The sequence below is a fragment of the Allobosea sp. AK1 genome (assembly GCF_006714945.1).
Classification (GTDB): domain Bacteria; phylum Pseudomonadota; class Alphaproteobacteria; order Rhizobiales; family Beijerinckiaceae; genus Allobosea; species Allobosea robiniae.
Genome location: NZ_VFMG01000001.1, coordinates 3,933,924 through 3,946,761, shown reverse-complemented (window position 1 = coordinate 3,946,761; position 12,838 = coordinate 3,933,924). Strand labels below are relative to the sequence as shown.

Sequence of the window (12,838 nt, the reverse complement as noted above, 5' to 3'; positions counted from 1 at the left end):
CATCTGTGCAGCGGCATTTCATGCCGCAGCGCGTGCGAGATGACGCATCGTCAGAGCGTCTTGACGTAGTTCTGGTACTCGGCCTCGTTCATCAGGGCGTCGAGCTCGCCGGCGTCCTTGATCCTGATCTTCAGGAACCAGCCCTTGCCGGCCGGATCCTCGTTGACGGTGCCGGGCGCGGCCTCGAGCTCGCCATTGACCTCGACGACCTCGCCCGAGACCGGGGCGTAGACCTCGGAAGCGGCCTTGACGCTCTCGACCACGGCGGCTTCGCCCCCCTTGGCCAGCGCCTTGCCGACGGTCGGGAGCTCGACGAAGACGACGTCGCCGAGCTGGCCTTGCGCGTAGTCGGAGATGCCGACGGTGCCGACGTCACCCTCGATGCGGATATATTCGTGGTCCTTGCTGTAACGGGTCTCGGCCATGGTTTCCTCCTGGCGTCAGTTGTCTGGAAAAGGGTTCAGCGCTTGTAGCCGTTGGGCACGAAGGGCATCGTCGCCACGACGGCCGGCAGCGGCTTACCGCGCACGATGAGATTAAGCTGCGTACCCGGCGCGGAATGGGCCTTGGCAACGTAGCCCATGGCGCAGGGACCGTTGAGCGTCGGGCCGAAGCCGCCCGAGGTCACGACGCCGATCACCTCGCCCTCGGGCGTCGCGATCTCGGTGCCCTCGCGAGCCGGCGCGCGGCCTTCCGGCTTCAGGCCGACGCGGATGCGCGAGACGCCTTCCGCCAGCTCGCGCTGGACGCGCGCCGCGCCGGGGAAACCGCCCTCCTCGCGGCGGCGCTTCTGGATTGACCAGTTGAGCGCGGCCTCGATCGGCGAGGTCGTGGTATCGATGTCATGGCCATAAAGGCACAGGCCCGCTTCGAGGCGAAGCGAATCGCGGGCGCCCAAGCCGATCGGCTTGACGTTGCCGTCGAGCAGCAGCGTGTCCCAGATCTCGCCGATCCTGTCGGCGGCGGCGGAAATCTCGTAGCCGTCCTCGCCGGTATAGCCGGAGCGGCTGACATTGGCCTTGATGCCGGCGACCTTCATGGTGCGCGAGGTCATGAAGCCCATCTCGGCGGCTTCAGGCGCGATCGCGGCAAGTGCGGCCGCCGCGCCCGGCCCCTGCAGGGCGATCAGGCCGCGATGCTCGGCACGGACCAGCTTCACATTGGACGGCAGGCGGGCCTCGATATGGGGATAGTCGGCATCCTTGCAGGCGGCGTTGACGACGACATAGAGCGCGCCGTCCTCGTCGGGATCGATCGAGCGCGTCACCATCAGGTCGTCGAGGATGCCGCCCTCCTCGTTGAGGAGCTGCGAATAGCGCTGCTTGCCAGGGGCGAGATTGACGATGTCGGCGGGAATCAGCGCTTCCAGCGCCTTCGCCGTCGTCTCGTGATCGGGGCCGATCAGGAAGCACTGGCCCATATGCGAGACGTCGAAGAGCCCGGCCTTCTCTCGCGTCCAGTTATGCTCGGTCAGGATGCCGCTCGGATACTGCACCGGCATGTCGTAACCGGCGAAAGGCACCATGCGGGCACCCAGTGCGACATGGCGCGAATGGAGCGGGGTCTTCAGCGGCGCAGCCGCGCCGGCGGTATCGGTGGTGACCTCGGCAGCCATGGCATGCCCCTTCCAGAATCGAGCGCAAGCCCCGGACGATAGTGTCCGGGACGCGCCCCCTCTGTCTTGGGACCTGAGAGATTTCCCCGCCGGCCGCGAAGCCGGGCGAGTTACACCCTTCGGTGGGCGGACATCGCTGTCCGCCGCTTTCCAGAGCGCCAAATCCCCAGCGGCCCTTTTGCCTGAGCGTTTCCGGGGCGGTTGCGCCTTCGGCGCCGGGCCCTGACGGGTCCGGTCTCTCCCGCGGGGATATGCGGCTTCGGCACAGATACAAGACGCGCCGTCTTAGTCAATCGGCGCGCCGTCGTCTTTCACGGCAAAACCGGCTTTACCGGCGGCGCTTGCGCGACGGCGCAGCAGGTCCGCCACCGCCAAGGCTGACGAAGATATCGACGTCGCCCTGGCCGGCCGGCACCATGATGCCTTCCTCGACATGGGTGAAATCGACGCCGCCCTGGCCGGACGGGACCGTGCCGCCGACACGCGCGCTGCGCTTGCCGAGGACGGTGGTCCCGCGCATCACGGTGGTGGTCAGCGTGGCGCCGTAGCTGCCCGGGCTGCCGGCCGGGCCGAGCAGCACGCGTCCCTCGACGCCGACCTTGAGCCGGAAGGTGCCGTTTCCGGTCGCATTGCATTCGCGCGCGACGTTGGTGATCGAGATCTGGTAGCGCAGGCCGCTCGAATCCTGTCCGGACTGGGCGCGGATCGCGGCCCCACCTTCGGAGACGATAACCTCCGGGCAGACCAGCTGCTGGTCCTGATTGTCGTCCGTCGGCAGCGGGTCCGGGGCCGGCCGCGTCGCGGACTGGAACATGACGATGTTGCCGAACGTCTGCATCGCGCCCGGCTGCCCCGACGACGACGACGAACCGCAGCCGGCCAGGCCGAGGCAGAGCAGCGGCAGGGCGAGCCAGCGGCCCTGGCGAAGAGTTTGATCGATCACGGCAGCGCCTCCACACCCGGGCCGAAGCCATTGAGGGAAATGGGCACGCCCACCCCCTCCTCCGGCGTCTGGAATACGATGAAAGTCGCGCTCTTGCCGCCCTTGAGCTGGCCGAGCAGGGTATCGTCCATGACGACCTCCGCCACGCAACCGGTGGTCAGGCAGCGCACGAAACCGGCGCGGCCGATATCCTTGTCGTCGATCTTGAGGCCGAGCCCCGAGGGCAGGAGCACGCCGAGCGGCGCGACGACGCGCAGGAGCCGGCTCTTCTGATCCGCCGTCTTCAGCACGATGACGAGGAGCGTGAGATTCGGCCGGTCCTCGGCCGCGACGTTCTGGACGAGGGCGCATTGCTCGGCCTTGGCGCCCGGCGGCACCTCGCAGCGCATCTGCCAGTCGCCATGTGTCGAACGCACTGCGCCCTGCGCGAAAGCGGAGCCGGCGGCGAGGCTCGTCCCCATGAGCGCCAGCGCCAGCGCGCCTGCCGCCCCGATGATCCTCATCATCCCTGCCATCCCTTCCAAACCGGACTCAGAAACCGCAGCTGAAGCGCAGAATTCAGGCAAAACGCCGACCGCGCCAAAGAATCCTGCCGTCTCTCACCATAAACCGCGTTGGGACCATGGAGGTCCGGTCCTGTCAAGGCGCGATGGCGGTTCGCAGCCAAGGTCAAGGCCTCGTGCGATTATGCCGCACGGCCGTTGGGGGCAGTCTTCATTGTCCCTCTGGCGCAAGCGTGATCTTTGATTTATCGCAATCTCGAAGAATGAGGCGACTTCGCGGTCGCCCCTTCATGCATGGAGCCGCAACAGGGACCGAAGCCGGTCGGCTCCCATGCAGGTCGATTGAGGAGCATGTGGGATCGATGCGTTTTCTGAGCAGGACCTTTGCAACAGCGGCCGTCACGGCCCTTGCCGCCGCCGCGCTGGCGAGCGTCCCGGCGCTTGCCGGCACCGGCATGCCCACCGACTGGCAGATGAACCTGCAGGGCGCGGTCACGCCCGTCGCCGAATTCATCCACTGGTTCCATGACTGGCTGAACATCATCATCACCATCGTCACGCTCTTCGTGCTGGCGCTGATGATCTATGTCGTTTTCCGGTTCAACGAGAAGGCGAACCCGGTCCCGTCCAAGACGACGCACAACGCCCTGCTCGAAGTCTGCTGGACCGTGATTCCGGTCCTCATCCTCGTCGTCATCGCGATTCCCTCCTTCCGCCTCCTCAAGCTCCAGCTCGAAATCCCGAAGGCCGACATGACCCTGAAGGTCACCGGCAAGCAGTGGTACTGGTCCTATGAATACGTGCAGGACGGCGGCAATTTCGGCTTCGATTCGCTGATGCTCGACGAGAAGGCCCGCGCCGAGGCGATCGCCAGCAACAAGATCGCCGCCGCCGAGGCCCCGCGCCTGCTCGCCGTCGACAACGAGGCGATCGTGCCGATCGGCAAGACCGTCCGCGTCCAGGTGACCGGCGCCGACGTCATCCACAAGTTCACGGTTCCGTCCTTCGGCATCAAGATCGACGCCATTCCCGGCCGCCTGAACGAAACCTGGTTCAAGGCCGAGCGCGAAGGCATCTATTACGGCCAGTGCTCGTTCATCTGCGGCCAGAACCACGCCTATATGCCGATCGCGTTCCGCGTCGTCAGCCAGGAGCGCTATGCCGCCTGGCTCGCGGAAGCGAAGCAGAAATTCGCAAATGCCGAAGACGCGGGCAGCAAGTTCGCTGCCGCGTCCAAGTAAGTCGCCGAGGAGAAGAACGATGGCAACAGCGGCTCACGCTCACGGCCATGACGAGGCCCATCACGACCATCCGACCGGATGGCGCCGGTGGCTCCTGTCGACCAACCACAAGGACATCGGCACGCTCTACCTGATCTTCTCGATCATGGCGGGGCTCGTTGGCGGCTTCCTCTCGATCATGATGCGCATCGAGCTGCAGCAGCCCGGCCTGCAGATCTTCGCCAACGGCCAGAGCTACAACGTCTTCGTCACCGGCCACGGCCTGATCATGATCTTCTTCATGGTCATGCCCGCCGTCATCGGCGGCTTCGGCAATTGGTTCGTGCCGCTGATGATCGGCGCACCGGACATGGCCTTCCCGCGGATGAACAACGTTTCGTTCTGGCTGCTGGTCGCCGCCTTCATCCTGATGATCATCTCGATGTTCATGGAGGGTGCGCCGGGCGCGCATGGCGTCGGCACGGGCTGGACGGTCTATCCGCCGTTCTCCACGACCGGCCACCCCGGCCCGTCGGTCGATTTCGGCATTCTCTCGCTCCACCTGGCCGGCGCCTCGTCGATCCTCGGTGCAATCAACTTCATCACCACGATCCTGAACATGCGCGCGCCCGGCATGACCATGCACCGCATGCCGCTGTTCGCCTGGGGCGTGCTGGTCACGGCCTTCCTGCTGCTGCTGTCGCTGCCGGTCCTGGCGGGCGCCATCACCATGCTGCTGACGGACCGCAATTTCGGCACGACCTTCTTCGACCCGGCCGGCGGCGGCGACCCGATCCTGTACCAGCATCTGTTCTGGTTCTTCGGTCACCCCGAAGTGTACATCATGATCCTGCCGGCCTTCGGCATCGTCAGCCACATCGTCTCGACCTTCTCGAAGAAGCCGATCTTCGGCTATCTCGGCATGGCCTACGCCATGGTCGCGATCGGCGTCGTCGGCTTCATCGTGTGGGCTCACCACATGTACACAGCCGGTCTGTCGCTCAACACGCAGCGCTATTTCGTGTTCGCGACGATGGTGATCGCGGTGCCGACAGGCATCAAGATCTTCTCCTGGATCGCGACGATGTGGGGCGGCTCGATCCGCTTCACCGCGCCGATGCTCTGGGCGATGGGCTTCATCTTCCTGTTCACCGTCGGTGGCGTCACCGGCGTCGTGCTGGCCAATGCCGGCGTCGACCGCTCGCTGCACGCGACCTACTACGTCGTCGCACATTTCCACTACGTGCTGTCGCTCGGCGCCGTGTTCGGCATCTTCGCGGGCTTCTACTACTGGTTCCCGAAGATGAGCGGCTATGTGATCCCCGACTGGATCGGCCGCCTGCACTTCTGGATCGCCTTCGTCGGCGCCAACGTGCTGTTCTTCCCGCAGCACTTCCTCGGGCTCGCCGGCATGCCGCGTCATTATGTGGACTATCCGGACGCCTTCGCGCACTGGCATTTTGTGTCGTCGATCGGCTCCTACATCTTCGCGTTCGGCCTGCTGGTGTTCTTCTACGGCATCATCGTCGCCTTCGCGAAGAAGCAGCTCGCCGGTGACAATCCCTGGGGCGAAGGCGCGACGACGCTGGAATGGACGCTGCCCTCGCCGCCGCCGTTCCACCAGTTCGAGACGCTGCCGCGTATCACCGGCTCGGACCACTGATATCCAAGGCGGCGGGCCTTTCCGGCCCGCCGCCGCCCTTCCCCCGAGCGCCCCGCGGCGTTCCGGAGACGGGCGGCAACCACCGCCGCGTAGACCCAGCGCCCACGGGCGCCGTTCACAAGAGTACGAAGACGATTCGACTGATGTCTGCTGCGTTCGAAACCCGCACCGAGAGCCTGACAGCCTCCACCGGCGAAGCGCGTGACTTTTTCGCGCTGCTGAAGCCGCGCGTGATGTCACTGGTCATCGTGACCGCGCTGACCGGCATGGCCACCGCGCCGGGCTCGGTGCATCCCGTGCTCGGCCTCGCCGCCTTGCTGGCGATCGCGGTCGGCGCCGGCGCGTCGGGCTGCCTCAACATGTGGTACGACGCCGATATCGACGCGCTGATGAGCCGCACCGCCAAGCGGCCGATCCCCTCGGGCCGCGTCCTGCCCTCCGAGGCGCTGGCCTTCGGGCTGACGCTGTCGGTCGGCTCGGTTCTGGTGCTCGGCCTCGTCACCAATGCGCTCGCCGCAGCGATGCTCGCCTTCACCATCTTCTTCTACGCCGTCGTCTACTCGATGTGGCTGAAGCGCTGGACGCCGCAGAACATCGTGATCGGCGGTGCTGCCGGCGCCTTCCCGCCGATGATCGGCGAGGCCGTCGTGACCGGCAATTTCGGCTGGCACTCGCTCGTCCTGTTCGCGATCATCTTCCTGTGGACGCCGCCACATTTCTGGGCGCTGGCGCTGGTGAAGTCCGCCGACTATGCGCGCGCCGGCATTCCGATGATGCCGAACGTCGCCGGCCCGGCCGCGACCCGCCGGCAGATCGTGCTCTATTCGCTGATCATGGCTCCCGTCGCCGTCCTGCCCGCGCTGATGGGCTTCGGGGGGCTGCTTTATCTCGCCGTCTCGGTTTCGACCGGACTCGTCATGATCGCATTGTCGATCCAGGTCTGGCTGCGGAGCGAAGGTCCGGCCGCGACCAAGGCCTGCTGGTCGCTGTTCGGCTTCTCGATCCTCTATCTGTTCCTGCTGTTCGCCGTGCTGATCGTCGAAAACGGCTTCGGCCTGATGTGGGCCCTGCCGAAGGTGCTGGGATGAGCGACCAGCGTCCTCAGCACTCCGCTCCTGCTGCGTTCTCGCCCGAGGACATGGCGCGCCGCCGCCGCCGCTCCATTGCGCTGGCGCTGGTGCTCGGCGGACTCGTGATCTTCTTCTTCGCGGTGACGCTGGTGAAAATCGGCCCCGCCGTCCTGAACCGGCCGCTGTGATGACCGATCCCGTTCTCCAGCCGCGCAAGGGCAATCCGGCGCGCACCGCACTGATCTGCACCGGCATCGCCTTCGGCATGCTCGGCGCGTCCTTCGCCGCGGTGCCGCTCTACGACCTGTTCTGCAAGGTCACCGGCTTCGGCGGCACGCCGATGACCGGAACGGCCGGCGTCGGCAGGATCCTCGACCGGACCATGTCGGTGCGCTTCGACGCCAATGTCGCGCCGGGGCTGGGCTGGAAATTCGAGGCCGAGAGCCCGGAGATCAAGGTCCAGGTCGGCGCGACCCAGACCGTGTTCTACAAGATGACGAATCGCTCGGACCGCACGGTCACCGGCATCGCGACCTACAATATCGCTCCCGAAAAGGGCGCGGCCTATTTCGTCAAGATCCAGTGCTTCTGCTTCACCGAGCATACGCTGAAGCCCGGCGAGAGCTTCGAGGCGCCGGTGGTGTTCTATATCGACCCCGAAATCGCTGATAATCGCGAGCTCGACGGGGTCCACGCCATCACGCTGTCCTATACCTATTTTGCCTCCAAGTCGGGCCAGCCCGTCGCGGAGGATAAGGCCGGCTCCGTCAAGGGTGACGCGGGCAATCCGAAACTGTAGAACGCGCTAGAGCAGAAGCGCGGACAAAAAGCCGTACGCGGAGACTGAATACGATGGCCGGGGCCCATACGAAGCACCACGACTACCACCTCGTCGATCCGAGCCCGTGGCCGCTCGTCGGCGCCGCCAGCGCGACGATCATGGCGATCGGCGCGGTGATGTGGATGAAGGCGCTGCCGGTCGGCGGCATGCATATCGGCCCGCTCGTCTTCGGCGCCGGTCTGCTCGGCGTGCTCTACACCATGCTCGCCTGGTGGATGGACGTGGTGCGCGAGGCCGAAAAGGAAGGCCACCACACCCGCGTCGTCCAGATCCATCACCGCTATGGCATGATCATGTTCATCGCCTCCGAGGTGATGTTCTTCGTCGCCTGGTTCTGGGCCTATTTCGACGCGAGCCTCTTCGTCGGCGAGGAGATCAACTATCTCCGCTACGACTTCACCGGCGGGCACTGGCCGCCCAAGGGCATCGAGACATTCGACCCCTGGCACCTGCCGCTGCTCAACACGCTGATCCTGCTGACCTCGGGCACGACGGTGACCTGGGCGCATTACGCGCTGATCAACAATGACCGCTCAGGCCTGAAGCAGGGACTGTGGCTCACCGTGATCCTGGGTATCCTGTTCACGATCTGCCAGCTCTACGAGTACTCGCACGCCACCTTCGCCTTCAGCGGCAATATCTACGGCGCCACCTTCTTCATGGCGACCGGCTTCCACGGCTTCCACGTCTTCATCGGCACGATCTTCCTGGCGATCTGCCTGTACCGGGCCTATCTCGGCCACTTCAAGCCGGAGCAGCATCTCGGCTTCGAGTTCGCCGCCTGGTACTGGCACTTCGTCGACGTGGTCTGGCTGTTCCTGTTCGCCGCGATCTACGTCTGGGGCGCCGGCGCGCACGCTGCCGCCGCGCACTGACCTTGCGCTCCACCGCGCTCTCGCGGTCAACGTCTGACGAGAGGCGGCCGCGAGGCCGCCTTTCCTGTTTCTGTCCTGTGATTGTGCATCGGCTTTCCCGAAAACCGCGTTCCACTTTTCGAGCCGATGCTCTGGGAGGCTGCGATGGCCAATTCTGAACCCACCCTCCCCTCTCCCTATGCGACGGGCCTGGCGGGGCGCTGCCCGCGCTGCGGCGAGGGCGCGCTGTTCGACGGCTTCCTCAAGCTCAAGCCAAGCTGCAATGCCTGTGGGCTCGACTACAAGTTCGCCGATTCGGCCGATGGCCCGGCCGTGTTCATCATGCTGATCGCCGGCTTCGTCGTGCTCGGCGCGGCGCTCTATGTCGAGATCGCCTATGAGCCGCCGATCTGGCTGCACCTGATGATGTGGCTGCCGCTGGCCGTCATCCTGTGCCTCGGCCTGCTCCGGCCCATGAAGGGGCTCGCCGTCGCCCTGCAATATGCCCACAAGGCCGAGGAAGGCAGGCGAGAGCCGTGACCGCCACGTCGACACCCGCTCCGCGCAAGCCCCGGCTGTTCCTGCTGACGCTGCTGACCATCGTCGGCACCGTCGTCCTGTGCGCGCTCGGCGCCTGGCAGCTCGAGCGGATGGATGAGAAGCACGCCTATATCGACCGCCTCCAGCAGCAGGCAGCCGGAGCCCCCGCCCCGATGCCTCCGAGCGCCGACTGGGCGAAACTCGATCCTGCTGCGCTCGACCTGACCCATGTCGTCGCCAGGGGCAGCTATATCGACGGGATCGCCGGCGTCCGCACCACCATCGCCGCCGGCCCGCCCGGCAGCCGACAGCTCTCCGGCTTCGGGCGCTGGATCTTCCAGGCGTTCAAGCTGGAGGATGGCGGCGTCATCCTGGTCAATCGCGGCTTCGTGCCGGAGGGCCGGCTCGGCCAGATCGGCCCGGCCAGCGGGCCCGATACGATCAATGGTTTCCTGCGGGCTCCGGAGGCGCGCAACAGCTTCACCCCGCAGGACCTGCCGGCGATCCGTGAATTCTACACGCGCGACCCCGCCGCGATCGCAGCCTCCCTCGGCCAGCCGCCGGCGCCATTCTACCTGGAAGCGGCGCGCGAGGGCGACGGCATGACGCCGCCGGCCGGCGTCGATGTAGGCGAGCTGATCGGCCGCATTCCGGACAACCACCTGCAATATGCGCTGACCTGGTTCGGGCTGGCGCTGACGCTGCTCGGGGTGTTCGCCGCCTTCGTCTGGCAGGCCCGCAAGGGCGCGGCGGCAAGCTGAGCGCGCAACCCTTTTGCCGAATGCGCCGGACCGGCCTATAGCATCAGGCTGAGATCATCGAGGCCAAGACCGTGCTGCATGTTTCCACCCGGGGCGAAGCCCCGGCGCTCAGCTTTTCCGACGCATTGCTGACCGGGCTCGCCCGTGACGGCGGGCTTTATCTGCCGCAGAGCTGGCCGACGCTCTCCACCGCGGAGATCGCCGGCTTCGCCGGCAAGCCTTATACGAGCGTCGCCGAGCGCGTGCTCGGCGCGCTGAGCGATGGCGACATCGAGAGCGGGGCGCTTTCGGGCATGATCCGCGAGGCCTATGCCGGCTTCCGCCATCCGGCCGTCTGCCCGCTGACCCAGATCGGCGACAATCTCTTCGTGCTGGAGCTGTTCCACGGCCCGACGCTCGCCTTCAAGGACGTGGCGATGCAGTTGCTCGGGCGCCTGATGGACCATGTGCTCGGCCAGCGCGGCCAGCGCGCCACCATCGTCGGCGCGACCTCGGGCGATACCGGCGGCGCGGCCATCGACGCCTTCAAGGGGCTGAAGAGCGTCGACGTCTTCATCCTCTATCCGGAAGGCCGCGTCTCGGACGTGCAGCGCCGGCAGATGACCACCGTCGATGCCCCGAACGTCCATGCCATCGCTGTCGAGGGCACCTTCGACGACTGCCAGAATCTCGTGAAGGCGATGTTCAACCATCACGCCTTCCGCGACGAGATCGGCCTGTCCGGTGTCAATTCGATCAACTGGGCGCGCATCGCAGCGCAGGTGGTCTATTACTTCACGGCGGCTGTCTCGCTCGGCGGGCCGGGCCGGAAGGTCTCCTTCACCGTCCCGACCGGCAATTTCGGCGATATCCTCGCCGGCTGGGTCGCCAAGCAGATGGGCCTGCCGATCGAGCGGCTGGGCATCGCGACCAACAGCAACGACATCCTGGTGCGCACGCTCGAAACCGGCGCCTACGAGATGCGCGGCGTCGCGGCGACCACCTCGCCCTCGATGGACATCCAGATCTCCTCGAATTTCGAGCGGCTGCTGTTCGAGGCGCATGGCCGCGACGGCGCTGCCGTGCGCCGGCTGATGCAATCGCTGCAGCAATCCGGCCGCTTCGAGATCGCGGGCGAGGCACTCCAGCGCATCCGCAGCGAGTTCGACGCGGCCTCGCAGAGCGAGGACGAGATCGCGGGCGAGATCAGGAAGAGCTGGAACGAGGCCGGTTACCTGCTCGATCCGCATACCGCGATCGGTGTCGCCGCCGCGCGGCAGGCGCTGAAGCGCGATTCGGCGACACCGATGATCGTGCTCGGCACCGCCCATCCCGCCAAGTTCCCAGCGGCGGTGAAGGCGGCAAGCGGCATCGAGCCGGCGCTTCCGGCCCATCTTGCCGACCTGATGGAGCGCAAGGAACGGATGACCCTGCTGCCCAACGATCTCGGCACGATCGAGGCCTTCGTGCGCGAGCATGCGCGGGCCGTGCGCGGGGCGGCAGCGTGAGCGCGGCTGTTCCTGACGAGACCACCGAGCTCGCCGCCCCCGCGCGACCGGAAGGGCCTCACGATCCCGATGTTGCGCTGACCGCCCTGCCCTCCGGCCTGCGCGTCGTCTCACAGCGCATGGACCATGCCGCGACCGTCTCGCTCGGCATCTGGATCGGGGCCGGCTCGCGCGACGAGCTGCCGAACGAGCATGGGCTTGCCCATCTGCTCGAGCATATGGCGTTCAAGGGCACGGCGCGTCGCAGCGCGCTCGCGATCGCCGAGGAGATCGAGAGCGTCGGCGGCGATCTCAATGCCGCGACCTCGGTTGAATATACCTGCTACACCGCTCGCGTGCTCGGCTCCGACCTGGGCCTGGCCGTCGACATTCTCGCCGACATCATCACCTCGCCATCGCTGACCGAGGAGGAACTGAAGCGCGAGAAGGGCGTGATCCTGCAGGAGATCTCGGCCGTCCAGGATACGCCCGACGATCTCGTCTACGATCGCTTCCTGCAGGCCGCCTTCCCGGATCAGCCGATCGGCAGGCCGATCCTCGGCACCGCCAAGACGGTCAAGGGCTTCACGCCCGGCGCGATCCGCGCCTATCTCGCCCGCAACTACCATGCCGGCAACATGGTGCTCGCCGCGTCGGGCGCCGTCGATCATGACGAGCTCGTCGCGCTCGCCAGCCAGCATCTGTCGAATCTTCCGGCACCGCCGGCCGCGCCTCTCGCGCGCGAAGCCGGCGAGTACCGCGGCGGCGAAGCGCGCATCGGCAGCGACGAGGAACAGGTCCATCTCGTGCTCGGCCTGCCCGGCCTGCCCTTCACCGGCGGCACGCATTACCCGCTCCAGATCTTCGCCTCGGTGCTCGGCGGCGGCTTGTCGTCGCGCCTGTTCCAGGAGGTGCGTGAGCAGCGCGGCCTCGCCTATGCGATCGATGCCTTCCACTGGCCCTTCTCCGATTGCGGCGTCTTCGGCATCGGCGCCGGGACCGCGCCGGAGGATGCGGGCGAATTGATCGAGGTCGCTCTCGGCTGCCTTCGTCAGGCTGCGGAAGACGTCAGCGAGGCCGAAGTCGCGCGTGCCCGCGCCCAGATGAAGGTCGGGCTGCTGGCTTCGCTGGAGAGCCCCGGCGGCAAGCTCGAGCAGATGGCGCGGCAGGTTCTGCTCTTCGGCCGGGCGATCCCGCGCGAGGAGCTCGCCGCCCGGCTCGATGCCGTGACGCTCGAGGATGTGCGCGCCGCCGGCCGCTCGCTGCTGGGCCACCAGCCGACGATCGCGGCGGTCGGCCCGACTCAGGGACTGCCGCCGGCCAAGCGCCTGCGCCACGCGGCCCGGGCTGCGGACTGAACCG

General features: G+C 66.6%; 14 protein-coding genes and 1 riboswitch. Of the genes, 10 read left to right on the top strand and 4 right to left on the bottom strand.

Features of this window, described 5'->3' with window-relative positions; translation table 11 throughout:
• Window positions 1-50: 50 nt before the first annotated feature.
• The 4 genes from gcvH to FHT98_RS19015 form a co-directional block, all read right to left on the bottom strand.
• Window positions 51-425 carry a glycine cleavage system protein GcvH gene (gcvH, locus tag FHT98_RS19030; protein ID WP_061964856.1) on the bottom strand — a complete coding sequence of 125 codons (375 nt, stop codon included), beginning with the start codon at window positions 423-425 and terminating at the stop codon, window positions 51-53.
• Window positions 426-460: 35 nt separating this feature from the next.
• Window positions 461-1,615 carry a glycine cleavage system aminomethyltransferase GcvT gene (gene gcvT, locus FHT98_RS19025; RefSeq protein ID WP_113585650.1) on the bottom strand — a complete coding sequence of 385 codons (1,155 nt, stop codon included), beginning with the start codon at window positions 1,613-1,615 and terminating at the stop codon, window positions 461-463.
• A 160-nt stretch (window positions 1,616-1,775) separates the two neighbouring features.
• Window positions 1,776-1,869: riboswitch (glycine riboswitch) on the bottom strand.
• Window positions 1,870-1,943: 74 nt separating this feature from the next.
• Window positions 1,944-2,558 carry a hypothetical protein gene (locus FHT98_RS19020; RefSeq protein ID WP_061964861.1) on the bottom strand — a complete coding sequence of 205 codons (615 nt, stop codon included), beginning with the start codon at window positions 2,556-2,558 and terminating at the stop codon, window positions 1,944-1,946.
• Window positions 2,555-3,064: an invasion associated locus B family protein gene (locus FHT98_RS19015; protein WP_082617072.1), complete on the bottom strand. Its 510-nt coding sequence runs from the start codon at window positions 3,062-3,064 to the stop codon at window positions 2,555-2,557. The genes FHT98_RS19020 and FHT98_RS19015 overlap by 4 nt, the downstream gene beginning before the upstream one ends.
• A gap of 359 nt (window positions 3,065-3,423) precedes the next feature.
• Here FHT98_RS19015 and coxB point away from each other — a divergent pair, with 359 nt between their 5' ends.
• The 10 genes from coxB (at window position 3,424) to FHT98_RS18970 (ending at window position 12,834) form a co-directional block, all read left to right on the top strand.
• Window positions 3,424-4,302 (top strand): cytochrome c oxidase subunit II, encoded by an 879-nt coding sequence (gene coxB / locus FHT98_RS19010; RefSeq protein WP_091855892.1) that lies wholly within the window; start codon window positions 3,424-3,426, stop codon window positions 4,300-4,302.
• A gap of 19 nt (window positions 4,303-4,321) precedes the next feature.
• Window positions 4,322-5,944, top strand: coding sequence for a cytochrome c oxidase subunit I (ctaD, locus tag FHT98_RS19005; RefSeq protein ID WP_091855893.1), 1,623 nt, complete (start codon window positions 4,322-4,324; stop codon window positions 5,942-5,944).
• A 143-nt stretch (window positions 5,945-6,087) separates the two neighbouring features.
• Window positions 6,088-7,032: a heme o synthase gene (locus tag FHT98_RS19000; RefSeq protein ID WP_142114934.1), complete on the top strand. Its 945-nt coding sequence runs from the start codon at window positions 6,088-6,090 to the stop codon at window positions 7,030-7,032.
• A complete protein-coding gene (locus FHT98_RS26265; protein ID WP_170843302.1) occupies window positions 7,029-7,202 on the top strand; it encodes a hypothetical protein in 174 nt (57 codons plus the stop codon). Before FHT98_RS19000 ends, FHT98_RS26265 begins: the two co-directional genes overlap by 4 nt.
• On the top strand, window positions 7,202-7,813 hold the full coding sequence (locus tag FHT98_RS18995) for a cytochrome c oxidase assembly protein (RefSeq protein WP_142114933.1): 612 nt from the start codon (window positions 7,202-7,204) through the stop codon (window positions 7,811-7,813). The genes FHT98_RS26265 and FHT98_RS18995 overlap by 1 nt, the downstream gene beginning before the upstream one ends.
• Window positions 7,814-7,866: 53 nt before the next feature.
• The gene (locus FHT98_RS18990) at window positions 7,867-8,730 is read left to right on the top strand and encodes a cytochrome c oxidase subunit 3 (RefSeq protein ID WP_061964870.1); all 864 of its coding nucleotides are present in this window, start codon (window positions 7,867-7,869) and stop codon (window positions 8,728-8,730) included.
• Between the two features lie 144 nt (window positions 8,731-8,874).
• Window positions 8,875-9,249, top strand: coding sequence for a DUF983 domain-containing protein (locus FHT98_RS18985; RefSeq protein WP_142114932.1), 375 nt, complete (start codon window positions 8,875-8,877; stop codon window positions 9,247-9,249).
• On the top strand, window positions 9,246-10,010 hold the full coding sequence (locus FHT98_RS18980; RefSeq protein WP_061964872.1) for an SURF1 family protein: 765 nt from the start codon (window positions 9,246-9,248) through the stop codon (window positions 10,008-10,010). The genes FHT98_RS18985 and FHT98_RS18980 overlap by 4 nt, the downstream gene beginning before the upstream one ends.
• Window positions 10,011-10,081: 71 nt before the next feature.
• Window positions 10,082-11,497: a threonine synthase gene (gene thrC / locus FHT98_RS18975; RefSeq protein ID WP_142114931.1), complete on the top strand. Its 1,416-nt coding sequence runs from the start codon at window positions 10,082-10,084 to the stop codon at window positions 11,495-11,497.
• Window positions 11,498-11,574: 77 nt separating this feature from the next.
• Window positions 11,575-12,834: a M16 family metallopeptidase gene (locus tag FHT98_RS18970; protein ID WP_248309339.1), complete on the top strand. Its 1,260-nt coding sequence runs from the start codon at window positions 11,575-11,577 to the stop codon at window positions 12,832-12,834.
• Window positions 12,835-12,838 lie beyond the last annotated feature (4 nt).